Raw genomic sequence first — 25,642 nt, forward strand, 5'->3', positions numbered from 1 at the left:
ACACCACACCACGTGGGTGCGACAGAAAAGCTAGAGCGCGGGCGGCGGGTCGGACCGCAACCGGCTGTAGAGGTAGCCGTCCCGCCAGGCGCCGTCGCGGAACTCGCACGCCCGCACGACGCCCTCCAGCTGGAACCCGGCCTTCACCAGGGACCGCTGCTCGGCCACGTTCTCCGCGTGGGTGCCGGCCTGGATCCGTTGCACCGGCGCCAGCGCGAACAGGTAGTCGCACAGCATCGCCTGCGCCCGCCAGCCGAGGCCCCGACCGCGGAACTCCGGCAACAGCGCGATCCCGATCTCGAAATAGGGCCCCCGCCCGGCATAGAGCCCCTCGGCGTAGCTGACGAACCCTGCCCGCCGCTCGCCCGCGCAGACCATCAGCCGACCATCGCGCGAGCCGAGGAAGCCGTCCTCGGCAAATCGCTTGGCCACACCCTGGACGTCCTGGAACCCGCGCCAGTCGAGCCCGATCAGCCCGGGCTCGACACAGAACCGGCGGAACAGGTCGAGGTCGTCTTCGTCGCTGACGGGCCGCAGCACAGGGAGGTCGCTCGCCACCATCCACCCATCCTGCCGCCCGCGCCCGCGGCTGTGTGACCCTCGACCGATGGAGGCATGGCTGCAACAGGGGTACGGCGTCCGCTTCGACTGGGGACCCGAAGGAGCGCGGAGGTTGGCGCCGGGCAGCGCGTACGCCGTTGTCGTCGACGTCCTGTCGTTCACCACCTCGGTGTCGGTGCTGGTCGACGCCGGCACCCGGGTCCACCCGCGGGCGTGGCACGAGGCGCCGCCCGCGTCCGACGGCGGTATTCCCGTCGCGACCGGCCGCCGCTCCACCACACCCGAGCGTCCGTGGTCGCTGTCGCCGGCCGCGCTGCGCCGGGCGCCGCGTACGCCCGACCTGATCCTGCCGTCCCCCAACGGGTCCGCCATCGCCGCCGCGATCCAGGACCACTGCGGCCTCGTCGCGGGCAGCCTCCGCAACGCCGCGGCGGTCGGCCGGTGGCTGCGGGCGGCCGGGGTGGGAACGCCAGAGCGCCCGCTCACCGTGATCGCCGCCGGGGAGCGGTGGCCCGACGGCAGCCTCCGCCCGGCCATGGAGGACCTGCTCGGCGCCGGCGCCGTCATCGCCGCCCTGCGAACCGGAAGTCCGTCGCCCCGGGGCACGGCGGACCTGGCCGCCCGCGCCACCGCGGACCTGACCACGTTGTCGCCCGAGGCGGACCTGGCCGCGCGCGCCTACCGCGCCACCGCCGACCCACGACAGGCCATCATGGACAGTGCCTCCGGTCGTGAGCTGGCCGCCATCGGCTTCGCGGACGACGTGGCCGTCGCCGTCGAGATCGGCGCCAGCGACACCGTCCCGATCCTGCGCGACGGCGCGTTCAGCGCAGCAGGCCCCGGATCGGGTGCGGGCTGACCTTGACCCGGGCCTGCTGCCCAGTTGGCGTCCCGGATGTCGCGCATCGCGCCCCGCCGGGTCACCGGATCGAGCCGGTCGAGGAACAGCACGCCGTCAAGATGGTCGGTCTCGTGCTGGAGGCACCGCGCCACCTCGTCGGTGCCCACCACCTGCGCCGGCCGGCCGTGCTGGTCGACCCCGTGCCCGACCGCGTGCCGCCGCCGCCGCGTGTCGTAGTGGAGCCCCGGGATCGACAGGCACCCCTCCGGACCGAACTGATCCTCGTCGGACGGGAACTCGAGGGCCGGGTTGACCAGATGGCCGCGTACGCCGTCGACGTCGAACACGAACACCCGCAGCGGCACGCCGATCTGGGGCGCCGCGAGCCCCGAGCCGCGCTGGTCGCGCAGCGTCTCGGTGAGGTCCTTGACCAGCGTGCGGAGCGCCTTGTCGAAGTCGGTGACCGGGTCGGCCGCGCTCGTCAACACCGGGTCGCCGAAGAGCCGCACGGGCCGGATCGTCACGACGCACCTCCACAGCTCACTTTGCAAAGCTTTGCAAACAGCAGGGTACGATGCGAGGCGTGATCGGGCAAGAGACCGAGTTGGCGTTGCGGCACCCGCTGCGGGTGGCGCTGCTCGACCTCCTGGCCGCGGCCGGCTCGGTCACCGCCAACGAGGCGGCCCGCCGGCTCGGCGAGAGCTCGGGCGCGTGCTCGTTCCACCTGCGACAGTTGGAGCGCTATGGCTACGTCGAGCCGGTGGCCGGCGCGCACGGCCGGGCGCGGCCGTGGCGGCTGCGCCCGAGCGCTCAGCCGCGGCAGGACTTGGGCCCGCTGGCGCGGGAGCTGGAGGACGAGGGCTACCACCGCTGGCTGGCCCGCCGCGACACGGCACCCGAGCACTGGCAGCGCGACGAGGCGTTCAGCGACGTCCTGCACCTGACGCCCGCGGAACTGGCCACGGTGGCCGACGAGATCCGCGCGGTCCTGGCCCCCTACACCCGCCGCGAGCCACCACCCACCAGCGCCCCGGTCGGCGTCGTCGCCCGCCTCTTCCCACTTATCCCGGAGGCCGACGCATGATCGAGCTCGTGCACACGTCCGCGGCGGGTGCGACGGCACTGGGGGCTGCCTACCGGCTCTTGGAAGAGGTGTTCGAGGGGGACTTCGGCGCCGAGGACTGGGAGCACTCGCTCGGTGGCATGCATGCCTTCGCGTGGGAGGGTGACGATCTCGTCGGGCACGGGAGCGTCGTGCAGCGCCGCCTCGTCCACAACGGACGTGCGCTGCGCTGCGGCTACGTCGAGGGGGTCGGCGTCCGCGCGGATCAGCGCCGCCGCGGCCACGGCGCCGCGGTGATGGGGGCGCTCGAGTCGGTGATCCGGGCGGCGTACGACCTGGGCGCGCTCGGCACCACCGACCTCGGCGAGCCGTTCTATCGCAGCCGTGGCTGGCTGCGGTGGACCGGCCCGCTCGCCGCCCTCACCCCCGACGGCAGCAAGCCGACCCCCGAGGAGCAGGGCGCCGTCTACGTCTTCCCGGGCGTCATGCCGCTCGACCTCTCGGCCCCGCTCACCTGCGACTGGCGCGACGGCGACGTCTGGTAGCCGGCCTCCAGATAGACGTCGCCACCGGACAGCGCCGCCCGCACCCGGCGGGCCAGCCGCGGGCGCAGATGCGCGTCGAGCGCCGCCGGCGCCACGAAGGCGAACGCCGACAGCTCGGCGGCCGGCAGCACGATTTGCGCCACGTCGGCGGTTGTCAGGACGCCGCCGTCGAACAGGAACATCAGGCCGGCGTCCCACGGCGGCTCGGCCGCGAGCCAGTCGACCACCCGCAGCGGCCCGACCGGGAAGTCGGCGCCCAGCTCCTCGCGCACCTCGCGGCGCGCCCCGGCGAGCGGCGACTCGTCGGCCTCGACCGCGCCGCCGGGCACCTCCCAGCCGGTCTTGTAGGTCGGCCGGACCAGCAGCACCCGCCCGGCGCCGTCCTCGAACACCACGCCCGCCGCGACCCGCACCCGGGCCAGGCCGGCGATGTGCGCGGCCAGGTCGAAAGTCATGCCGGAAATTCTTCCGGGCCATGTCGAGAATCCGGCGCCGGCCGCTACGTATCAGCATGAGGAGAACAGAAACGCTTCGTACGCTGGTGTCCGGGATCGCGATGGGCGAGTCGCCGCGGTGGCGGGAGGGGCGCCTGTGGTTCTGTGACTGGGGCCGGGGGCAGGTCGTCCGGGTGGAACCCGACGGCACGCCGACCACCGTGGCCGAGATCGCCGACCTGCCGATCTGCATCGACTGGTTGCCCGACGGGCGGCTGCTGGCCGTGTCGGGCCAGCAGGGGCTGCTGCTGCGGGTCGGCGCCGACGGCGCGCTCGAGCGGCACGCCGTTCTCGGCGACGGCCGCTGGAACGAGATCGCGGTCGACCGGCGCGGCAACATCTTCGTCAACGACATCGGCTTCGACTTCCCGGGCGGCGAGTTCCGGCCGGGCCGGGTCTGCGTGCTCACGCCCGGCGCCGACACGCCGCGGGAGGTGGCCGGCGGGCTCGCGTTCCCCAACGGGATGGCGGTGCGGGGCGACACCCTGATCGTCGCCGAGTCGTACGCCGGTCGGCTCACCGCCTTCGACATCGCGCCCGACGGCGGTCTCGGCGCCGGTCGGGAGTTCGCCGCGGTCGAGGGCTCGGCCCCGGACGGCATCGCCGTCGACGCCGACGGCTCGGTGTGGTTCGCCGACGTGCCCAACCAGCGGTGCGTCCGCGTGGCCGAGGGCGGCGCGATCCTCGACACCGTCGACGCCGACCGGGGCTGCTTCTCCTGCGCGCTCGGCGGCGAGACGGGCCGCACGCTGTTCATCACCGCCAACGAGTGGGGCGAGCAGGGCGCGGGCGAGGGCGTGGTCTACGCGACCGAGGTCTGAGCGCGCAGCACCCGGGCCAGCACGTCGAGCGCGGCCGGATAGCGCGCCTCGCCCGGCGTGCCGTACCCGACGATGATCCCTTGTGGATGACCGCCGGGAGCGTGCCAGTGGCTGCCGAGGTCGCCCAGCGCGAGTCCGCGCCGGGCGGCCTCGGCCAGCACGTCCGCCTCGCGCGGACCGCCGGGCGGCAGCTCGACCAGCGCGTGCAGGCCGGCGGCGACACCACCGACGCGGGCGCCGCGCAGCCGGGCCAGCAACAGGTCGCGCCGGGCCCGGTAGCGGGCACGGGCGGCGCGCACGTGCCGGTCGTACGCGTGACTGGTGATCATCTCCGCCAGGGTGAGCTGGCCGACCACCTCGGTGTGGTAGTCCGTGTGCCGCTTCGCCGCGACCACCGGCTCGACGAGCCGCTCCGGCAGCACCATCCAGCCAAGCCGCAGCGCGGGCCCGAGCGTCTTGGCCGCGGTGCCGACATACGCCACCCGCTCGGGCGCCACGCCCTGCACCGCGCCCACCGGCTGCCGGTCGTAGCGGAACTCGCCGTCGTAGTCGTCCTCCACCACCAGCGCGCCGCAGTCCGCGAAGGCCCGCCGCCGCGCCGGCGCGAGGGTGACCCCGGTCGGGTACTGGTGGGCCGGCGTCAACACCACCATGTCCACATCGGACGCCGACGGAAGCCGGGCGCCGGACTCGTCCACGGCCAGCGGAACGACCCGGGCGCCGGCCCGCCGCACGACCGCGCGGTGGAAGGCCAGCCCCGGGTCTTCCATCGCCACCACCCGGTGGAGCCCGGCCAGCAACGCGAGCGCCTGCACGTAGCCGGAGGTGACGACGATCCGGTCGGGGTGGGCGAGCACGCCGCGGGCGCGGCCCAGGTACTCGGCCAGGGCCGAGCGCAGCGCGACATGGCCGCGCGGGTCGCCGTAGTCGAACGTGGCCGCGGGCACGCGCGCCAGCGCCCGACGGCTGGCCCGCAGCCAGGCCGTCGTCGGGAACGCGCTGACGTCCGGCGCGCCGGGTCGCAGGTCGAACCGCGGCGGCGCGGGCGTGGTGGCGGCCGGCGTGAACGCCACGGGAGGCGGCACCGGCGCCACCGTCGTCCCGGAACCGGTCCGCGCGGTCAGGTAGCCCTCCGCGACCAGTTGGTCGTAGGCGGCGGCCACGGTGCCCCGGGCCACCCCGGTCTCGGCGGCCAGTGCCCGGGTGGCCGGCAGCCGACTGCCGGGTGCCAACCGCCCCGCCCGGATCGCCGCCCGCAGGGCCCGCTCCAGCCCGGCCCGCCGGCCGCCGGCGGGCAGGTCCAGGTGGAGATCAACACCGAAAGCGGCCCAATCGAACGCCACGATATTGGACCTTAGCGCGGGTCCATTCGCCGCCTAGCGTGGAGCCATGACTACGACGACGATCCGCCTGGCGGCTGACAAGCTCGCGCCGCACATGAACCGGGCGATGAACGCCTTCGACGCCGCCTCCCGCCAGACCTCGCTCGAGGCGCCGCTGCTGGAACTGGTCCGGGCCCGGGCCTCGCAGCTCAACGGCTGCGCCTACTGCGTCGACACCCACAACGCCGACGCCCGCGCCGGCGGCGAGACCGAGCGCCGGCTCTACGCCCTGCCGGTCTGGTCGCAGACGCCGTTCTTCTCGCCCCGTGAGCGGGCCGCCCTCGCCCTCACCGAGGCGATGACCCGGCTCACCGACGGACCCGTGCCGGACGAGGTGTTCGCCGGCGCCCAGGCGGAGTTCACCGAGATCGAGCTCGCCGAGCTCGTCTGGTCGATCACCGTGATCAACGCCTGGAACCGGGTCGCCGTCACCACCCACGCGTGGCCGCTGTCGTGACCGGGGCCGACACGCTGCGCGCGCTGCACCGCCCGGGCGACCCCGTCGTGCTGGCCAACGCCTGGGACGCCGCCTCGGCCCGCGCGGTCCAGGCCGCCGGCTTCCCGGCCGTCGCGACGAGCAGCGCGGCGGTCGCCCTCAGCCTCGGCTACGCCGACGGCGAGGCCACCCCGGTCGACGAGATGCTCGACGCGGTCGCCCGGATCGTCCGCGCGGTCGACGTGCCGGTCACCGCCGACCTCGAACGGGGGTACGGGCTCCCGCCGGCCCAGTTCGTCGAGCGCGTGCTCGCCACCGGCGCGGTGGGGTGCAACCTGGAGGACTCGGACCCGCGTACGAAGCGACTGGTCGATGTGGACAGACAGGCCGACTTCCTGGCCGCCGTGCGGGCCGCGGCCGGCCCCGACCTCGTCGTCAACGCGCGGGTCGACGCTTACCTCCGCGGCGTGGCCGACCCGCTGGCGACGGCACGCGACCGTGCCCGCCGGTTCCGGGCGGCCGGCGCCGACTGCGCCTACCCGATCCTGGCCACCGCCGAGCCGGACATCGCCGTGCTGGCGGCCGACGGCCCGGTCAACGTCCTGTTTATTCCGGCCACGCCCGCGCTGCCGGCGCTGGCCGCGCTCGGGGTGGCCCGGGTCAGCTTCGGCGACGGCATCCACGAGGCGCTGGCCGCCGACCACGCCCGGATGCTCGCCGCGATCGTGGCAGGGGCGTCGCCGTACGGGGGATGAGCGTTACGGTTGGACGGTGACCGACGTGCGCGAGCCCCGGCATGACCTGGCCGACCCGAAGATCCTGCTGCTGGACTTCCTCGACCACTACCGGGCCGTCGTCGCGCGCAAGATGGCCGGTCTGGGCCCGGAGGAGCTGCGTGGCAGCCGGCTGCCGTCCGGGTGGAGCCCGCTGGAGCTGCTCAAGCACCTGGTCTACATGGAGGAGCGCTGGATCCGCTGGGGCTTCGCCGCGGAGCCGGTGCCCCATCCGTGGGGCGACCAGGACGACGAGGGCCGCTGGCAGGTCCGTCCGGAGGAGACGGTCGACGCGCTGCTCGCGGCGATGGACCTGGCCGGCGCCCGCACCAGGGAGATCGCCGAGCGGGCGCGCTTCGACGACCGGGCGGCGGTCGGCGGCCGCTTCGCCACCGCCGCCGACGCGCCGACGCTGGGCTGGATCCTGACGCACGTGCTCCAGGAATATGCCCGCCACGCCGGCCATCTCGACATCGCCCGCGAGCTGATCGACGGCGCGGTCGGCGAATAGGACCACTTTCGGGCCCGGCGTCGGGCGGGCGACACCACGGCGCGGGCGGCGTCCGTACCGTGCGGTTCGTGACCCTCCGGCTGGCGACGTTCAACGTCGAGAACCTGTTCGCGCGCGCCAAGGCGCTCGACACCGAGGAGCGCGAGGAGGGGCAGCCCGCCCTGACCGCGTTCGAGACCTTCAACCGCATCGCGGCCAAGCCGGTCTACTCCGACCAGGACAAGGCCGAGATGCTCGCCGCGCTGACCACCCTGCGCGTGCTCGTCGAGACCGACCAGGGGCTGCGCCTCAACCCGAACCAGTTCGACACCGCCTGGGCGCTGCTGCGCGAGAACCGCGGCGACTTCCTGGCCGCCCCGACCAACGCGCCGCCCCGGATCGTGGCCAACGGGCGCGGTGACTGGCTCGGCTGGGTCGAGCTGACCGTCGAGCCCGTCGACGAGACCTCGACCCGGATGACCGCCCGCGTGATCGAGGACCTGGCGCCCGACATGCTCTGCGTGGTCGAGGCGGAGAACCGCCCGGCGCTGGCCCGGTTCAACGAGGAACTGCTCGGCGGCCGGTTCGCGCACTGCATGCTGGTCGACGGCAACGACCCGCGCGGCATCGACGTCGGGCTGTTCTGCACCGACAAGGTCAAGGTGCGCTGGGTGCGCAGCAACGTCGACGTGCCCGACCCCAAGCGCAAGGGCAAGCGGCTGTTCAGCCGGGACTGCCCGGTCTACCAGCTCAGGCTGCCCGGCGGCGAAGACCTCTTCCTGCTGCTCAACCACCTCAAGAGCCAGTCGTTCAGCAGCGGCGACCCGGACCCGCTGCGGACCCGGCAGGCGCAGGAGGTACGCGCGATCTACGACGGGCTGCGGGCGGAGGGCGCCGGTTTCGTGGCGGTGCTCGGCGACCTCAACAAGGGCCCGGTGGGCGACCGGCACCCGACGCTCGAGGCGCTGATCGGCCCCGACTCGCCGCTGGTCGACGCCTACGGGCTGCCCGCCTTCGGCCAGCTCTGGGGCGACAAGGACGACGACCACGAGCGGCCGGGCAGCTTCCAGTCGTGCTCGCTGAAGAACCGGCTGGACTACATCCTGCTCTCGCCGGACCTGGCCGAGCGGGTGGTCGACGGCGGAGTGTTCCGCAAGGGGCTGTGGGGCACGCCGAGCAACGTCAACCCGCCCAAGCTCTGGACGGTATACCCGGAGATCACCAAGGGCCGGCACGGCGCCTCCGACCACGGCGCGGTCTGGGTCGACCTCGACCTCTAGACGCGGGCCGGCTCTGGCTCCGGCGAAGCGCCGGAGGTGGCGGTGGCGGCGGCGGTCGCGGCCGCGCGGCGGTCGGCCAGGTGGGCCCGCACCGACCAGGCCACCGCCGCCGCCCAGACGGCGTAGATCACCGCGTAGACCGCGTAGCGCACCCCGTCCGGGGCGTCGATCCAGTCGCTGCGCAGCAGCGTGCGGGTGTTGGTCAGGATGATCACGCCGCCGACGGCCGACCCCAGCACCCGCGGCGGCACGAGCCGGACCAGCCAGGCGGCGATGGGAGCGGCGATGATCCCGCCGGCCAGCAGCGCGACGACCCAGCCGACGTTGATCTGCTCGGAGCCGATGCCGACGAAGAAGCCGATGCTGGCGGCGATCGCGACCAGGAACTCGCTGGTGTCGATCGAGCCGATCGTCTTGCGGGGCTCGAGCCGGCCGCTGGCCAGGATCGCGGGCGTGCCGACCGGGCCCCAACCACCGCCGCCCGTCGCGTCGACGAAGCCGCCGACCAGGCCGAGCGGGGTCAGGAACCGCTTGCGCAGGGGCTTGCCGAGCTGCGCCTTGGGCAGGCCCGCGACGGTGAACCGGCTGAGGATGTAGAGGCCGAGGGCGAGCAGGATCAGCGACATCACCGGCGCGGCGGTCTCGGTCGACAGGCTGGACAGGAACGTCGCGCCGGCGAAGGCGCCGATCGCGCCCGGTATGCCGATGCGGAGGACGACTTTCCAGTCGACGTTGCCGAAGCGCCAGTGCGCGGCGCCCGAGACCAGTGTCGTGCCGATCTCGGCGAGGTGCACGGTGGCCGACGCGGCCGCCGGGTTGGTGCCGATCGCCAGGAGCAGGGTCGTCGACGTGACGCCGTAGGCCATGCCCAGGCTGCCGTCGACGAGCTGGGCGCCGAGTCCGACCAGCGCCAGGAGCACCAGCTTGCGCACTCGCGATCACCACCCTTCCCTAGTTTGTCGGTAGAGAATATGTGTCCGGTCGGTGAAGGGGCAAGGGTGGGGCGACGAAACGCCGCGAAGGGTCGATGATGGGCTGATGGGTGCCTATGCCGACGCGTACCGGACGAGCCTGAGCGACCCGGAAGCCTTCTGGAGCGCCGCCGCCCGCGAGATCGAGTGGTTCCGCCCGCCGACCACCGTGCTCGACGACAGCGCGCCGCCGTTCTACCGCTGGTTCCCCGACGGCACGCTCAACACCTGCTTCAACGCGGTCGACCGGCACGTCCGGGCCGGCCGCGGCGACCAGGCCGCCATCGACTACGACAGCCCGGTCACCGACAGCCGGCGCACCCTCACCTACGCCGAGCTCCAGGACCAGGTGGCCCGGTTCGCCGGCGTGCTGCGCCACCTCGGCGTCGACCGCGGCGACCGCGTGGTGATCTACATGCCGATGGTCCCCGAGGCGGTCGTGGCCATGCTGGCCTGCGCCCGGCTCGGCGCCGTGCACTCGGTGGTGTTCGGCGGCTTCGCGCCGCGCGAGCTGGCCGCGCGGATCGACCACGCCCGCCCCAAGGTGCTCGTCACCGCCTCCTGCGGCATCGAGGTCAAGCGGATCGTCGAATACCTGCCGATCGTCGACCAGGCCCTCGACCTGGCCGCTTACCGACCCGGCAGCGTCGTGCTGCTGCAGCGGCCGCAGTCCCCGGCGACCCCGCGGGCCGGGCGCGACCTCGACTGGCACGCCGCGCTCGGCGAGGCCGAGCCCGTCGACTGCGTGCCGGTCGCCGCCACCGACCCGCTCTACATCCTCTACACCTCGGGCACCACCGCCCGGCCGAAGGGCGTCGTGCGCGACAACGGCGGCCACGCCGTGGCGCTGCGGTGGAGCATGCGCAACGTCTACGACACCCATCCGGGCGAGACCATGTGGACCGCCTCAGACATCGGATGGGTGGTCGGCCACTCCTACATCATCTACGGGCCGCTGCTCACCGGGTGCACGTCGGTGCTCTACGAGGGCAAGCCGGTCGGCACGCCCGACGCCGGCGCGTTCTGGCGGGTCGCCGCCGAGCACTCCGTCAAGACGATGTTCACCGCGCCGACCGCGTTCCGGGCGATCCGCCGTGACGACCCCGACGGCGCCCACCTCGACCGCTACGACCTGCGCAAGCTGCGTTACCTGTTCCTGGCGGGGGAGCGGCTCGACCCCGAGACCTACAACTGGGCCCGCGAGCGGCTGCGCATCCCGGTGATCGACCACTGGTGGCAGACCGAGACCGGCTGGCCCGTGGCCGCCAACCCGATGGGCCTGGAGCCGCACCCGCCGCGACCCGGCTCGGCCACGGTCCCGATGCCGGGCTACGACGTCCAGGTGCTCGACGACGCCGGCCGACCCGCGCGGGAGGGGCAGATCGTGATCAAGCTGCCGCTGCCGCCCGGCACGCTGCCGACCCTCTGGCAGGACGACGACCGTTACCAGGCCTCGTATCTCAGCGCGCACCCCGGCTACTACCTCACCGGCGACGGCGGCTACGTCGACGACGACGGCTACCTGTTCGTCATGGGCCGCACCGACGACGTGATCAACGTGGCCGGCCACCGGCTCTCCACCGGGGCGATCGAGCAGGCGGTCGCCGGCCACCCGGCCGTTGCCGAGTGCGCCGTCATCGGGGTGACCGACGAGCTCAAGGGTCAGGTGCCGCGGGCCCTGGTGGTGCTCAAGGCGGGCGCCTCGGTCGACGGCGAGACGCTCGCCGACGAGGTGAAGGCGCTGGTCCGCGAGCGGATCGGCGGCATCGCCGCGCTGCGCCGGGTCGACGTCGTGGCGGCCCTGCCCAAGACCCGCTCGGGCAAGATCCTCCGCAAGACGATGCGCGGGCTGGCGGCCGGCCGCGACGAGCCCGTGCCCTCGACCATCGAGGACCCGGGTGTGCTCGACGCCCTGCGCCCGGTGCTCCGGGACTGAGCGGTCAACTGCTCCGGGCCGGGGCCGGCGGGCGGACCGGGAGCTCGGGCGCCGCGTTGTCGAGCGGCACCTCCGGGCCCCGGATCAGGCCCAGCTGCACGGCGTGGCGGGGGAGGAAGGCGTGCAGCAGCCAGTCGCCGACGACCCGGATCCGGTTGCCCGGCAGCGACAGCAGGTGATAGCCGCGGGTCGCCACCATGGCCGGCAGGCCCGCGAGCACCACGCCGAACGGGTTGGCCGTGGCCGCCAGCCCGCCCAGGTCGACCACGAAACCCAGGTCCTTGTGGCGGTACGGCTTGGCCTTGCCCGTGCCGTACTCGGCGGCGATGTTGTGCGCGGCCTGCTTTCCGTGCCGCACCGCGTGCTGGGCGGTCATCGGGGTCGGCCGGCCAGGATTCTCCGGGTCGGGCACGGCGGCGGCGTCGCCGATCGCATAGACCCGGGGATGGCCGGGCACCCGCAGGTATTCGTCGACCACTATGCGACCGCGGTCCGTCGGCAGGCCCAGGTTGTCGACCACCGGGTCGGGCCGCACGCCGACGCACCAGACCAGCGAGCGGGTCGGGATGTAGCGGCCGTCCGTCAGGCGTACGCCGTCGAACAGCGCCTCCTGCACCGAGGTCCCCATCAGCACCTCGACCCCGCGCTCGCGGAGCACCCGGTCGGCCTCCTTGGACATCCGCGGGTCGAGCTCGGGCAGCACCCGGTCGGCCAGGTCCAGCAGGATCCAGGTGGGCTTGATGGGCGTCTTCTTCTGCTTGGCCAGCAGGTCGGTGAACTGCACGCCGTGCGCCGCCACCTCGGTGCCCGTGTAGCCCGCGCCCACCACGACGAACGTGCAGCGGGCCAGGCACTCGCCCGGGTCGGGCTCGTTCTGGGCCATCTCGAGCTGGCGGACGATGTGGTCGTGCAAGAAGAGGGCCTCGGGCACGCCCCGGAAGCCGTGGGCGTGGTCGGCCACGCCGGGGATCGGCAGCAGCTTGTTGACACTGCCCAGGGCGATCACGAGCCGGTCGTACGGGATGTGCCGGCTGCCGCCTTCCGCGTCGGTGTAGTGCACCTCGTTGGCCTCGAGGTCGAGCGCGTTGGCCTCACCCAGGGCGAGCTTGACCCCGGGCAGCGCGGAGGTCAGCGAGACCGCGATCTGCCGCGGCTCGAGCACCCCGACCGCGACCTCCGGCAGCAGCGGGACGTAGAGGAGATAGTCCGTCGGGTTGATCAGCGTGATGTCGGCCCGGCCGCGGGCCAGGCGGGTCAGTTTGTGCGCTGCGTGGAACCCGGCGAAGCCGCCGCCGACGATGACCACCCTCGGACGTGCCATGCCACCCACGTTAGTGGCCCCTGAGTGGTCCGGCACGCTAAGTGCCAAATCGTCCGGCCAGCATACCTCCGATGTCTCGCCACGTGCGGTGACAGAACCATCGGGACAGACATCGAAGTTCGGGGATTGACGCGCCGAGACATCCAATGTTAACTACACGTCACAGACAAGGGTCGATGCTCATTTCGGCGGATGAGCACCGGACGAACGATCTAGAAGGGATCGTGTCGGATGAAGGTGCGTTCGCCGATCGTCGCCAGCGTGCTGTTGCTTCTGGTGACCGGTGGGCTCGTCGCGACCGGGCCCGGCCCGGCGGCCGCGGCGCCCACGGATGCCGCCTACAACGCGGGCACCGGCGCTCTCAACGTCGACTACGCGAGTTACCTGTCGAAGCACGACATCGTCTACAACCGGCCGAACACCAACCCGCTGCACGGGCTGACGGTCGGCAACGGCCGCACGGGCGGCATGTTCTGGAACCAGAACGGGCTCACCGGCCAGGTGTCCGGTGTGGACCTGAGCCAACAGTCCACCTACGCGGCCGGCAACATCAACCTGTTCACCTCGCCGCAGATCGACAGCGGCTACAGCACCTTCCAGCAGCGGCTGTCGCTCTACGACGGCACCCTCACCACGAAGTACGACAACAACCGCACGGTGACCGTGCTCGGCGCGCCCAACTCCGAGGTCATGGGCATCCACGTCGAGGACTCGCGGCCGGGCGTGTCCAGCATCGGGCTGGACCTGTCGCTGTGGGACATGAACACCGTGCAGAACATCGCCGACGTGCCCAACCTGACGACCTGGCGCACGGTCAGCACGTTCGCGGACTCGACCGGTGTGGGCCTCTCCCGCGGCCAGGCCGACCCCAACAACTTCGGCTACACGTTCGCGGCGACGGTCGAGGGCGCCAACTACACCGCGCAGACCGTCAACGGCACGCGGGTGCGGCTCAACATCACGCCCACGTCGAGCTACACGATCTGGTTCACCGCGGCCAGCCGCGTCAACTCACCGGGCCTCAACTCGGTGCAGCAGGCCCGCAACCAGCTCGCCGCCGTGAAGTCCGCCGGCTACGCCAGCACGCTCAACGCGTACCGGAACTGGTGGCATGCCTTCTGGGCCAAGTCGTTCGTGCAGTACGGCGGCAGCGCCGACAACGACTACCTGGAGAACGCCTACTACCTGTTCACCTACATGATCGCGGCCGGCGGCTACGGCAACTACCCGCTGCACTTCATCAACGGCAACTTCCGGGCCACGCAGGACAACTCGAAGTGGTCCAACGGCTACTGGTACTGGAACCAGCGCGACGTCTACAACTCGTTCTACGGCTCGAACCATCCCGAGCTGATGAGGTCGTTCAACAACCTCTACGCCCGCAACTACAACGCGCTGAAGTCCTACACGCAGACGCGCTACGGCACCGACTCGCTCTGGGTGCCCGAGACGATGGGCTGGGACGGCAACGCCCGCGGCACCGTCAACAGCGACTACGTCAACGACATCTACTCGACGGGCACCGAGGCCGCCTACAACATGTACCTCTACTACCGGTACACCAACGACACGGCCTATCTGCGTGACGTCGCCTATCCGTTCATGCGCGAGTCGGTGCGGTTCTACCAGAACCGCTTGTCCCGCAACGGCGCGCAATATTACATGGCCAGCTCCAACGCGCACGAGACCTACTGGGACGTGCGCAACGCGCTCACCGACCTGGCCGCGGTGCGGCTGCTGTTCCCGCTGACGATCCAGGTGTCCACCCAGCTCGGTGTCGACAGTGGACTGCGGGCCGGCTGGCAGGACGTCGTCAACAACTTGGCGCCCTACCAGATCTCCAACGGCGCGTACCTGCCGCACGACCCGCCGACGGCGCAGACCCGCAACGGCGAGAACGTGGCGTTGGAGCTGGTCTGGCCCTACGACCAGACGGGCATCGGCTATCCCGACACGCAGACCGCCATCAACACCTGGAACGTGCGCCCGCACCCCTACGGCAACGTGTGGGCCAACGACCACGTGCACGCCGCGCGGCTCGGCCTCGGCCCGCAGACTCAGGCCGGCATGAAGACCATGCTGCAGAAGTACCAGAACTACCCCAACGGCATGACCAACAACACCAACGGTGTGTACGAGTACATCGGCATCCACCTCGCCGCGATGAACGAGGCGCTGATGCAGTCCTACAACGACAAGATCCGGGTGTTCCCCGCGATCCCGTCGGAGTCGAACTTCGTCGGCAAGTTCACGCTGCTGGCCAAGGACGGCTTCCTGGTCAGCTCCGAGCGGGAGGCGCAGGAGACGAAATATGTCGGTGTCCGCAGCCTGCACGGCAAGCAGGCGCGGGTGGTCAACCCGTGGGGCACGCAGCAGATCCGGGTCCGCCGCACGAGCGACAACGCCATCATCACCACCGTCTCGGCGGCCGAGGTGACGTGGGCGACCGCGGCCAACACCAGCTACGTGGTCGAGCGGGTGAGCAAACCGCTGACGTCGTACGCGTCGACGACGCTGACCGGCACGGCCAACCAGGGCGCGAAGTCGCTGTCCGGCACGGCGTCGACGTTCGGCCTCGGCCCGGCCGGCCAGGGTGGCCTGGTCAACGACACCGACCTGACCTACGGCGCCAACTGGTACCACACCACGGCCCGGGGCTACGGCGACTACAACGACGACACCCACCACAGCAACACCGTCGGCGCCGAGGCGTCCTACACGTTCACCGGCACGGGCGTGGAATACCTCTCGGAACGCTTCAGCGACATGGGCAACGTCGACGTCTACATCGACAACGTGTTCCAGGCCAACGTCAACCTCAACGTCAGCGGCGCCCGGCAGGCGCAGCAGGTGGTCTACAGCAGGACGGGGTTGGCCAACGGGCAGCACACGATCCGCATCGTCAACAAGACGACCTCGGTGGGCATGGTCGACGCCTTGCGGATCCTGACGGGCGGCACGACGCCGACCGGCGGCACGGCGCTGCGGGCCTCGGCCAACAACCTCTACGTGACCGCCGCGGGCACCACCCCACTGATCGCCAGCAGCGCCACGATCGGCGGCTCGCAACGCTTCGACGTGGTCGACCTCGGCGGCGGCAACGTGGCGTTGCGATCGCGGGCCAACAACCAGTTCGTGTGCGCGGAGGGCGCCGGCGCGCAGGCGCTGGTCGCCAACCGCGCGTCGGCGGGGTCCTGGGAGACGTTCGCCCGGGTCAACAACTCCGACGGCACGATCAGCCTGCGGGCCACCGTCAACAACAAGTACGTCGTCGCGGAGAACGGCGGTGCGGGCAACCTCATCGCCAACCGCGACGCGATCGGACCGTGGGAGAAGTTCACGCTGGTCGCGGGCTGACCCCCGGTCAACGGGGCCAGGGGAATGGCACACCCTGGCCCCGGGCTCCACCCAGTCGTCCAAGCCGAGCGCGGCGGCCCGGCTCCGAGTCACCCCCATCGGAGGAGCGCAGTGTTGAGACGTTTGGTGGCGGCCCTCGCCGGGCTCGCCGTGGTGCTGGTCGCCGCGTTGTACGCGGCACCCGCCTCGGCGGCGCCGGTGACCCGTGTCCTCGTGTTCTCCAAGACGGCCGGATTCCGGCACTCGTCCATCCCCAACGGCATCGCGGCCATCCAACAACTCGGGTCGCAGAACGGCTTCACGGTGACGGCCACCGAGGACGCCAACCAGTTCACCACCGCCAACCTGGCGCAGTACCAGGTCGTGGTCTTCCTCTCCACGACCGGCGACGTGCTCAACGCCACCCAGCAGACCGCGTTCCAGTCCTACATCGCCAGCGGCAAGGGCTACGTGGGCATCCACGCCGCCGCGGACACCGAGTACGACTGGGCCTGGTACGGCGGCCTGGTCGGCGCGTACTTCTCGTCGCACCCGGCCATCCAGCAGGCCAACGTGCTGCGCCAGGAGACGGGCCACCCGCTGACCTCGTTCCTGCCGGCCACCTGGACCCGCACCGACGAGTGGTACAGCTACCGGACCAACCCGGAGCCCAACGTGCGCGTGCTGCTCAAACTCGACGAGAGCAGCTACTCGGGCGGGACCATGGGCGGCAACCACCCGATCACCTGGTGCCAGAACTACGGCGGCGGTCGTGCGTTCTACACCGGGCTCGGGCACACCGAGGCGTCCTACACCGAGGCCAACTTCACCCGGCTGCTGCTCGGCGGCATCCAGTGGGCCGGCGGTGCGACCACCGCCGACTGCACACCGCGGTCGGCGCCGCCGGTGAGCGGCACGGCGATCCGGGCCGGGGCCAACAACCTGTTCGTCACCGCCGGCTCCGGCAACCTGATCGCCAACGCGTCCGCCGCGTCCACCACCGCGCAGCGCTTCGACGTGGTCGACCTCGGCGGCGGCAACGTCGCACTGAAGTCGCGCGCCAACGGCATGTACGTCTGCGCGGAGAACGCGGGCGCCAACCCGCTGATCGCCAACCGTGCCGCCGTCGGCGGCTGGGAGACTTTCGCGCGGGTCAACAACCCCGACGGCACGGTCAGCTTCCGAGCCCAGGCGAACGGCCGCTACGTGGTGGCCGAGAACGCCGGAGCCGCGGCTCTGATCGCCAACCGCACCGCCATCGGTGCGTGGGAGAAGTTCACCCTCACCACCAGCTGACGAAATCCTCACGCGGTTCCGCACGGCCAGGTGCCGTGCGGTCCGCCGCTGCTCCGCACCCCTACCCACCACAGGAGCATCCACATGCGACGTACGTCCCTGCGCCGCAGACCGCGCTTGCTGAGCGCGCTCGGCGCCGCCCTGCTCACGGCGGCCAGCCTCACGGCCCTGACCGTCACGCCCACCCCGGCCGCCGCCGCGCCGCCGGCCACCAACCTGTTCGAGAAGGTCAAGCTCGACGGCGGCACCTCGATGGGCGAGCCCATCGAGCTCGCCGTCGCGCCCGACCACAAAGTCTTCTACATCAACCGCGGCACGTCGTCCGGCGGTGGCCAGGTCCGGCTCTACAACCCCGCCACGAAGGCCACCACGGTGGCGCTGACGCTGGCCCTGGACGCCCGGTTCGAGGACGGCCTCATCGGCATCACGCTCGACCCGGGCTTCGCCACGAACCGGTGGCTCTATCTCTTCTATTCGCCGGCCCAGAGCACGCTGGTCAACCGGATCTCCCGGTTCACCTTCAACGCCGGCACCAACGTGATCGACCCGGCGTCCGAAGACATGATCATCGAGTGGCCCACCGAGCGGCGGCTGTGCTGTCACAGCGCCGGCTCGATGACCTGGGACACGGCCGGCAACCTCTATTTCGCGGTCGGCGACAACACCAACTCCGGTGGCGACTCGGCCGGCATGGCGCCGATCGACGAGCGCACGTCGCGCGACGCGCAGTACGACGCGCAGCGCACGTCGGGCAACACCAACGACCTGCGCGGCAAGATCAACCGGATCAAGCCCCAGGCCAACGGCACCTACACGATCCCGAGCGGCAACCTGTTCGCCCAGGGCACGGCGGGCACCAGGCCCGAGATCTACGTGATGGGCGTCCGCAACCCGTACCGCATCTGGGTCGACAAGAAGGCCAACAACACCCTCTACTGGGGCGAGGTCGGTCCGGACGCGGGCGCGACGATCGCCAACCGCGGCCCGGCCGCCTACGACGAGTTCAACCGGGCCACCGCGCCCGGCAACTACGGCTGGCCCTACTGCGGCGGCCCCAACGTCGCCTACAACGACTGGGACTTCGCGGCCAACGCGCCGCGCGGCTGGTTCCCGTGCGGCGGCACGACCGGGCCGGTCAACAACTCGCCCCGCAACACCGGCCTGCAGCAGCTGCCACCGACCAAGCCCGCGCTCGTCTGGGAACAGCACGGCGGCAGCAAGGAGTGGCCCGCCCTGGACAACCCCGGCGGTTGCGGCTCGCCGAACCACACCGAGGTCTACCACTACGACCCCAACCTGGTCTCGGACGTGAAGTGGCCGCAGTACTACGACAACAAGTGGCTCATCTCCGAGTACTGCCGCAACTGGATCAAGGAGGTCCAGTTCAACAACGGCAACCCGTCGACCGGTACGCCGACGGTGATCGAGCCCGTGCTGGCCGGGATGCAGCTCGTGCACCCGATCGACATGGAGTTCGGCCCGGACGGCTCGCTCTACCTGCTCGAGTACGGCAACGGCTACTTCTCGGGCGACGTGGCGGCCGGGCTCTACAAGATCAACTATGTGGCCGGCGGGCGGGCCCCGATCGCGGTGGCCTCGGCCAACCGGGACAACGGCCTGGCCCCGCTGCAGGTCACCTTCTCCAGCGCGGGCAGCACCGACCCCGACGGCAACCCGCTGACCTACCAGTGGGACTTCGACAACAACGGGACCGTCGACTCCACGGCGGCCAACCCGACCTACACCTACACGACGGTCGGCGACAAGCGGGCGCGGCTGACCGTCAACGACGGCACCGGGCGCAGCGGCACGACGCTGCTGCCGATCGTGGTCGGCAACAACCGGCCCACGGTCACGCTGAACGGCGTACCGGCCGGCGGCATGATCTCGTGGGACGAGAACGTCACGAGCACCGCGACGGCGACCGACCCGCAGGACGGCACGATCCCGTGCGCCAACGTGGTCATCCGGGCCGCGCTGGGTCACCAGGAGCACGCGCACGAGGAGGGCCAGGGCACCGGTTGCGGGTTCACCGTCAACACCGGTCCCGTGCACGCCGGCCCCGACTCGACGCTGTTCTTCGTGCTGCGATCCAGCTACACCGACCGGGGCGCGACCGGCACCGTCCCGCTGACCGGGGAGAAGGAGATCACTCTCTGGCCCAAGCAGTGGCAGGCGGAGCACTACGTGACCCTCAACGGCCCGCAGGTGATCAACGCGGCCGGCGCCGAGGGCGGCAAGCGGCTCGGTGACATCCAGAACGGTGAGTACGTGCGGCACCACGGTGTCAGCCTGAAGGGCATCAACCAGCTCCGGGCCCGGGTCTCCTCGGGTGGCGCCGGCGGCACGATCTCGTTCCGCTACGACTCGACCACCGGCCCCGAGGTCGCCCGGGTCGCGGTGCCGAGCACCGGCAGCTGGGACACCTACACCGACATCACCGTGCCGGTGAACAAGCCCGACGACAACACGCACGACCTCTACATCGTGTTCACCGGCGGCAGCGGCGCGTTCCTCGACCTCGACAGCTACACGTTCGTGGGTCCGGGCGTCTCGACACCGGGCGGCGGCGGCGGCCCGCGGACCGGCGCCGTCAAGGCGCTCGGCAAGTGCGCCGACGTCAACGCCAGCGGCACGGCCGACGGCACGAAGATCCAGATCTGGGACTGCAACGGCGCGCCGAACCAGACCTGGACGGTCGGCACCGACGGGACGATCCGCTCGCTCGGCAAGTGCATGGACGTCCAGTCCAGCGGCACGGCGAACGGCACGAAGATCCACCTCTGGACCTGCAACGGCACCGGCGCCCAGCAGTGGGTCACCGGCGTCAGCGGCAGCCTGCGCAACCCGCAGGCCAACAAGTGCCTCGACATCCCGGGCTCCAACACCACCAACGGAACCCAGCTGCAGATCTACGACTGCAACGGCACCGGCGCCCAGAACTGGACGCTGCCCTAACGGCCGGAGCGCAAAGCCGCGTGGGGCCCGGTCGCGCCGACGTCCGGGCCCCACGCCCGAATCCTCAGGAGCTCCCATGCGCATCCGCGCCATCGCCGCGGCCGCGGCGCTCGCCCTCGTGGCGGGCCTCGCGGTCGCACCGCCGGCGGCCACGGCCGCCCCGCTCACCAAGGTCCTCGTCTTCTCCAAGACGGCCGGCTTCCGGCACTCGTCGATCCCCAACGGCATCGCGGCGATCCAGCAGCTCGGCTCGCAGAACGGCTTCTCGGTCACCGCGACCGAGGACGCCAACCAGTTCACCACCGCCAACCTCGCGCAGTACCAGGCGGTGGTGTTCCTCTCCACGACCGGCGACGTGCTCAACGCGAGCCAGCAGACCGCCTTCCAGACCTACGTGACGGGCGGCGGCGGGTTCGTCGGTGTGCACGCGGCGGCCGACACCGAGTACGACTGGCCGTTCTACGGCGAGCTCGTCGGCGCGTGGTTCCAGTCGCATCCGGCCAACCAGACCGCCACGATCCGGGTCGAGGACCGGGGCAACGCCTCGACCGCGCACCTGCCGGCCACCTGGTCGCGGCTCGACGAGTGGTACAACTACCGCACCAACCCCCGCTCCACCGCCAAGGTGCTGGCCAGCCTCGACGAGTCGTCGTACTCCGGTGGCTCGATGAGTGGCGACCACCCGATCACCTGGTGCAAGAACGTCGGCAGTGGACGGTCGTGGTACACCGGGCTCGGACACGTCGAAGAGGCGTACACCGACGCGAACTTCACCCGGATGCTGCTCGGCGGCATCCAGATCGCGGCCAACAACCGGCCCGCCGACTGCCGGCCGGAAACCGGCTACACCGCGCTGTTCGACGGCACCCAGGCCAGCCTCAACAACTGGCGGCAGATCGGCGCCGGCAGCTTCACCCTGGCCAACGGCACACTCAGCTCGGTCGGCGGGATGGGTCTGCTCTGGTATCCGGTGCGGACGTTCAGCAACTACTCGCTGAAGGTCGACTGGATGATGCCGGGCGACGACAACGGCGGCGTGTTCATCGGCTTCCCCGACCCGGCGGGCGACCCGTGGAACCCCGTCAACCAGGGTCACGAGATCCAGGTCGACGCGACCGACGCCGACCCGACCCGCACCACGGGCAGCGTCTACAGCTTCCAGGGGCCGAACTACGCGCTGCGCGACGCGGCCCTGAACCCGCCGGGCTCGTGGAACACCTACGAGATCGGCGTGCACGGGCAGCGCGTCGAGATCTGGCTCAACGGCGTCAAGATCAACGACTACCAGAGCCCGCGGGCCATCGCCAACGGCTACATCGGCGTGCAGAACGACGGCGCCGGGTTGGACATCAACTACCGCAACATCCGCATCAAGGCCGAGGGCGGCAACCCGCCGGCGACCGACATCGCCCAGGGCAAGCCGGTTTCGGCATCCAGTGTGGAGGGCGGGAACCTCGCCGCGTACGCCACCGACGGCAACCCGGCGACCCGGTGGGGGAGCCTCTACAGCGACCCGCAGTCGATCACGGTTGACCTCGGGCAGTCCTACAACCTGTCCCGGGTGCGGCTCAACTGGGAGACCGCGTTCGGGCGGGCCTACCAGATCCAGACGTCACAGAACAACTCCACCTGGACGACCGTCCACTCGACCACCACCGGCGACGGCGGGGTCGACGACATCGCCCTGTCCGGCACCGGTCGCTACGTGCGGATGAACGGCACGCAGCGCGGGACGCAGTGGGGCTACTCGCTGTGGGACTTCAACGTCTACGGCACGCCCGGCGGCGGCACCGGGCCGACCCTGCTGTCGCGCAACCAGCCGGTGACGGTGTCCAGTGTGGAGCCCGGTTCCGCGCACGCGGGCGCCAACGCCGTCGACGGCAACACCGGCACCCGCTGGGGATCCGCCTACAGCGACCCGCAGTGGATCACCGTCGACCTGGGGTCGGCGCGGACCGTCAACCGCGTCCGGCTCCAGTGGGAGGCCGCCTTCGCGCGGGCCTACCAGATCCAGACCTCGACCAACGGCTCGACCTGGACCACCGCCTACGCCACCACGACCGGTGACGGCGCCGTCGACGACGTCACCCTCACCACCCCACCCACCGCACGCTACGTCCGCGTCAACGGCACGCAGCGGGCCCTCACCCAGTACGGCTACTCCCTCTGGGAGCTCGAGGTCTACGGATCGTGAAAGGACAAGGTATGCGCCCATCCCCTCGGCGCTGGTCACGGCTGCTCGCCGTCGGCCTGCTCGGCGCCGCCAGCTCCACGCTGGCGGTGACCACCGCCGCGGCGCCCGCCGCCGCGGCGCCCGTCCCGGCCTCCGACTACCAGGCCGTCCAACTGGCGGTCGGCTCGGCCGAGATCGGCGAGGCGATGTCCCTCGCCGTGCTGCCGGACCGCACGGTCATCCACACCGCCCGCAACGGCACGGTGCGGGTGACCGACCCCAGCGGCAACACCAAGGTGGCCGGCACCATCCCCGTCTACACCCACGACGAGGAGGGCCTGCAGGGCGTCGCGGTCGACCCGGGATTCGCCTCGAACCGCCACGTCTGGCTCTACTACTCGCCACCGCTGTCGACGCCGGGCGGTGACGCGCCGACGACCGGCACCGCGGCGGACTTCAACGCGTGGAAGGGTCAGCTCAACCTGTCGCGGTTCACCCTCAACGCCGACAACACGCTCAACATGGGCAGCCAGGTCGTCGTGCTGACCGTGGCCAACGACCGCGGCCAGTGCTGCCACGTCGGTGGCGACATCGACTTCGACGCGGCCGGCAACCTCTACCTGACCACCGGCGACGACACGAACCCGTTCGAGAGCAACGCGTACACCCCGATCGACGAGCGGACCAACCGGAACCCGCAGTTCGACGCGCAGCGCTCCTCGGCCAACACCAACGACCTGCGCGGCAAGGTCCTGCGGATCAAGCCGCAGGCCAACGGGACCTACACGATCCCGGCCGGCAACATGTTCGCGCCGGGGACCGCGAACACCCGGCCGGAGATCTACGCGATGGGCTTCCGGAACCCGTTCCGGATGAGCGTCGACAAGCCGACCGGCATCGTCTACCTCGGTGACTACGGGCCCGACGCGGGCGCGGCCGACCCCAACCGCGGTCCCGGCGGCCAGGTCGAGTTCAACCGGATCACCGGGCCGGGCTTCTACGGCTGGCCCTACTGCACCGGCAACAACTCGACGACCGAGACCTACAACGAGTACACGTTCCCGACCGGTCCGTCGCAGGCCAAGTACAACTGCGCCGGCGGGCCGACCAACAACTCGTTCCGCAACACCGGCCAGCAGACGCTGCCGGCGGCCAAGCCGGCCTGGATCCGGTACGGCTTCGACTCGACGCCGCCGGAGTTCGGTGGCGGATCCGAGTCGCCGATGGGCGGCCCGGTCTACCGCTACAACGCATCCCTCAACTCGGCAGTGAAGTTCCCGCAGTCGCTCGACGGGCGCTACTTCGCAGGCGAGTACGGCCGTCAGTGGATCAAGGCGATCGCCGTGAACGCGAACGGCGGCTACGGCGAGATCTCGGACTTCCCGTGGGACGGCACGCAGGTCATGGACATGGCCTTCGGGCCGGACGGCGCCCTCTACGTGCTCGACTACGGCACGGGCTCCAACAACCAGGCGCTCTATCGCATCGAGTACATCGGCGGCGGCAACCGCAGCCCGGTGGCGGTCGCGTCGGCCAACCGGACCTCCGGCCCGGCCCCGCTGAGCATCACGTTCTCGTCGGCGGGCTCGTCGGACCCGGAGGGCGGGGCGCTCTCCTATCTCTGGACGTTCGGCGACGGCACCACGTCGACGGCGGCGAACCCGACGAAGACCTACAACACCAACGGCACCTACACGCCGACGTTGCGGGTCACCGACCCGACCGGACTGTCCGGCACGGCCAGCCTCGTCGTCACGGTCGGCAACTCGGCGCCGACGGTCAACCTCAGCGCCCCGGCCGACGGGACGCTGTTCAACTTCGGCGACACCATCCCGTACACCGTGAGCGTCTCGGATCCTGAGGACGGCACCATCAACTGCTCGCGGGTGTCGGTGACCTATTTCCTCGGCCACGACAACCACTCGCACCAGATCACGTCGAAGACGGGCTGCTCCGGCACGCTCACCGTGCCCACCGACGGCGAGCACGACGCGGCGGCCAACATCTTCGGCATCTTCGTGGCCTCCTACACCGACAACGGTGGGCTGACCACGACCAACCAGAAGGTCCTGCAGCCGCGGCACCGCCAGGGTGAGCACTTCGCGGCCCAGTCCGGCGGGGTGCAGGTCGCCAACCACGGCCCGGCCGAGGGTGGCGCGACGGCCGGCTACATCGACAACAACGACTGGATCTCGTTCCGGCCCTACAACCTGTCCAACGCCAGCAGCATCACCGCGCGCGTCGCGTCGGGCACGGTCGGCGGCACCATCGAGGTGCGCAGCGGCTCGCAGACCGGCCCGCTGCACGGCACGCTGACGGTCAGCCCGACGGGCGGTTGGGAGACGTACGCCAACGTCACCGCCAACCTCACCGGCGTGCCGTCCGGCCCGACGCAGCTGTTCTTCGTCTTCAAGGGCGGCGCGGGCAACCTGTTCGACCTGGACGCGTTCACCATCAACTCCGGTGGCACGTCGACCGGTGGCTCGACGCTCAGGGCGCTCGTCAACAACCAGTTCGTCAGCGCCGCCAACAGCACGACGCCGCTGATCGCCAACAAGGCGACGGCGGGCGCCACCGAGCGGTTCGACGTGGTCGAACTCGGCGGTGGCAACGTCGCGCTGCGCTCACGGGCCAACAACATGTACGTGTGCGCGGAGAACGCCGGCGCGAACCCGCTCGTCGCCAACCGGGCGGCGGTCGGGCCGTGGGAGACGTTCGCCCTCGTCCGCAACGCCGACGGCAGTGAGAGCCTGCGGGCGACCGTCAACAACATGTACGTGGTCGCGGAGAACAGCGGCACCCAGCCGTTGGTCGCCAACCGCGCGGCGATCGGCGCGTGGGAGAAGTTCGACCTGGTCTGATCCCGGCTAGTCATTGGACGAATCGCCCCGGCAACGGGGCGATTCGTTCGTCGATCCTCGCAAACTCTTGTCACACATCCGATCACCTGGTAAACATCGGACCT

Annotated in this window: 19 protein-coding genes and 1 pseudogene; 14 read left to right on the forward strand and 6 right to left on the reverse strand. The window is 71.3% G+C overall.

Translation table 11 applies throughout. The annotated features are described in order from the left end of the window. Window positions 1–30: 30 nt before the first annotated feature. Window positions 31–561, reverse strand: a complete 531-nt coding sequence (locus O7635_RS19855) for a GNAT family protein (protein WP_278081941.1) — start codon at window positions 559–561, stop codon at window positions 31–33. A gap of 46 nt (window positions 562–607) precedes the next feature. Between O7635_RS19855 and O7635_RS19860 the strand changes: the two genes are divergently transcribed. Continuing rightward, window positions 608–1,420: a 2-phosphosulfolactate phosphatase gene (locus tag O7635_RS19860; protein ID WP_278081942.1), complete on the forward strand. Its 813-nt coding sequence runs from the start codon at window positions 608–610 to the stop codon at window positions 1,418–1,420. Here the strand turns inward: O7635_RS19860 and def are convergent. Then, window positions 1,386–1,926 (reverse strand): annotated as a pseudogene (def, locus tag O7635_RS19865) (peptide deformylase). The gene O7635_RS19860 and the pseudogene def overlap by 35 nt on opposite strands. A 59-nt stretch (window positions 1,927–1,985) precedes the next feature. Between def and O7635_RS19870 the strand changes: the two are divergent. Both O7635_RS19870 and O7635_RS19875 read left to right on the forward strand, forming a co-directional pair. After that, on the forward strand, window positions 1,986–2,486 hold the full coding sequence (locus O7635_RS19870) for a winged helix-turn-helix domain-containing protein (RefSeq protein ID WP_278081943.1): 501 nt from the start codon (window positions 1,986–1,988) through the stop codon (window positions 2,484–2,486). After that, window positions 2,483–3,010, forward strand: coding sequence for a GNAT family N-acetyltransferase (locus O7635_RS19875; protein ID WP_278081944.1), 528 nt, complete (start codon window positions 2,483–2,485; stop codon window positions 3,008–3,010). The genes O7635_RS19870 and O7635_RS19875 overlap by 4 nt, the downstream gene beginning before the upstream one ends. Here O7635_RS19875 and O7635_RS19880 read toward each other — a convergent pair. After that, window positions 2,932–3,465 carry an NUDIX hydrolase gene (locus O7635_RS19880; RefSeq protein ID WP_278081945.1) on the reverse strand — a complete coding sequence of 178 codons (534 nt, stop codon included), beginning with the start codon at window positions 3,463–3,465 and terminating at the stop codon, window positions 2,932–2,934. The genes O7635_RS19875 and O7635_RS19880 overlap by 79 nt on opposite strands. 56 nt (window positions 3,466–3,521) lie before the next feature. Between O7635_RS19880 and O7635_RS19885 the strand changes: the two genes are divergently transcribed. Beyond that, window positions 3,522–4,325 carry an SMP-30/gluconolactonase/LRE family protein gene (locus tag O7635_RS19885; RefSeq protein ID WP_278081946.1) on the forward strand — a complete coding sequence of 268 codons (804 nt, stop codon included), beginning with the start codon at window positions 3,522–3,524 and terminating at the stop codon, window positions 4,323–4,325. On the opposite strand, the gene O7635_RS19890 is transcribed toward O7635_RS19885, so the two are convergent. Continuing rightward, entirely contained in the window at window positions 4,307–5,668 is a 1,362-nt protein-coding gene (locus tag O7635_RS19890) for a PLP-dependent aminotransferase family protein (protein WP_278081947.1), read from the reverse strand. The genes O7635_RS19885 and O7635_RS19890 overlap by 19 nt on opposite strands. 46 nt (window positions 5,669–5,714) lie before the next feature. Between O7635_RS19890 and O7635_RS19895 the strand changes: the two genes are divergently transcribed. The 4 genes from O7635_RS19895 (at window position 5,715) to O7635_RS19910 (ending at window position 8,686) form a co-directional block, all read left to right on the forward strand. Continuing rightward, a complete protein-coding gene (locus O7635_RS19895; RefSeq protein WP_278081948.1) occupies window positions 5,715–6,164 on the forward strand; it encodes a carboxymuconolactone decarboxylase family protein in 450 nt (149 codons plus the stop codon). After that, complete coding sequence (locus tag O7635_RS19900) at window positions 6,149–6,898, forward strand: isocitrate lyase/phosphoenolpyruvate mutase family protein (RefSeq protein ID WP_278081949.1); 750 nt, start codon at window positions 6,149–6,151, stop codon at window positions 6,896–6,898. Before O7635_RS19895 ends, O7635_RS19900 begins: the two co-directional genes overlap by 16 nt. 16 nt (window positions 6,899–6,914) lie before the next feature. Next, window positions 6,915–7,427, forward strand: a complete 513-nt coding sequence (locus O7635_RS19905) for a DinB family protein (protein WP_278081950.1) — start codon at window positions 6,915–6,917, stop codon at window positions 7,425–7,427. Between the two features lie 68 nt (window positions 7,428–7,495). Beyond that, complete coding sequence (locus O7635_RS19910; RefSeq protein WP_278081951.1) at window positions 7,496–8,686, forward strand: endonuclease/exonuclease/phosphatase family protein; 1,191 nt, start codon at window positions 7,496–7,498, stop codon at window positions 8,684–8,686. On the opposite strand, the gene O7635_RS19915 is transcribed toward O7635_RS19910, so the two are convergent. Continuing rightward, on the reverse strand, window positions 8,683–9,618 hold the full coding sequence (locus O7635_RS19915; RefSeq protein ID WP_278081952.1) for a sulfite exporter TauE/SafE family protein: 936 nt from the start codon (window positions 9,616–9,618) through the stop codon (window positions 8,683–8,685). The genes O7635_RS19910 and O7635_RS19915 overlap by 4 nt on opposite strands. Before the next feature lie 106 nt (window positions 9,619–9,724). On the opposite strand from O7635_RS19915, the gene O7635_RS19920 reads away from it, so the two are divergent. After that, window positions 9,725–11,593, forward strand: a complete 1,869-nt coding sequence (locus O7635_RS19920) for a propionyl-CoA synthetase (RefSeq protein ID WP_278081953.1) — start codon at window positions 9,725–9,727, stop codon at window positions 11,591–11,593. A 4-nt stretch (window positions 11,594–11,597) separates the two neighbouring features. On the opposite strand, the gene O7635_RS19925 is transcribed toward O7635_RS19920, so the two are convergent. Beyond that, a complete protein-coding gene (locus tag O7635_RS19925; protein WP_278081954.1) occupies window positions 11,598–12,914 on the reverse strand; it encodes an NAD(P)/FAD-dependent oxidoreductase in 1,317 nt (438 codons plus the stop codon). Between the two features lie 231 nt (window positions 12,915–13,145). Between O7635_RS19925 and O7635_RS19930 the strand changes: the two genes are divergently transcribed. From O7635_RS19930 to O7635_RS19950, 5 genes are all read left to right on the forward strand, one after another. Further along, window positions 13,146–16,271: a carbohydrate-binding protein gene (locus tag O7635_RS19930; RefSeq protein WP_278081955.1), complete on the forward strand. Its 3,126-nt coding sequence runs from the start codon at window positions 13,146–13,148 to the stop codon at window positions 16,269–16,271. A gap of 111 nt (window positions 16,272–16,382) precedes the next feature. Further along, window positions 16,383–17,546, forward strand: a complete 1,164-nt coding sequence (locus O7635_RS38145) for a ThuA domain-containing protein (protein WP_347405293.1) — start codon at window positions 16,383–16,385, stop codon at window positions 17,544–17,546. Between the two features lie 84 nt (window positions 17,547–17,630). After that, window positions 17,631–20,504 (forward strand): ricin-type beta-trefoil lectin domain protein, encoded by a 2,874-nt coding sequence (locus tag O7635_RS19940; RefSeq protein ID WP_278081956.1) that lies wholly within the window; start codon window positions 17,631–17,633, stop codon window positions 20,502–20,504. A gap of 76 nt (window positions 20,505–20,580) precedes the next feature. Beyond that, window positions 20,581–22,698, forward strand: a complete 2,118-nt coding sequence (locus tag O7635_RS19945; protein WP_278081957.1) for a ThuA domain-containing protein — start codon at window positions 20,581–20,583, stop codon at window positions 22,696–22,698. 11 nt (window positions 22,699–22,709) lie between these two features. Then, entirely contained in the window at window positions 22,710–25,538 is a 2,829-nt protein-coding gene (locus tag O7635_RS19950; RefSeq protein WP_278081958.1) for a PQQ-dependent sugar dehydrogenase, read from the forward strand. Window positions 25,539–25,642: the final 104 nt, after the last annotated feature.

Origin of the sequence: Asanoa sp. WMMD1127, from assembly GCF_029626225.1 — a bacterium.
In the GTDB taxonomy this organism is placed as follows: domain Bacteria; phylum Actinomycetota; class Actinomycetes; order Mycobacteriales; family Micromonosporaceae; genus Asanoa.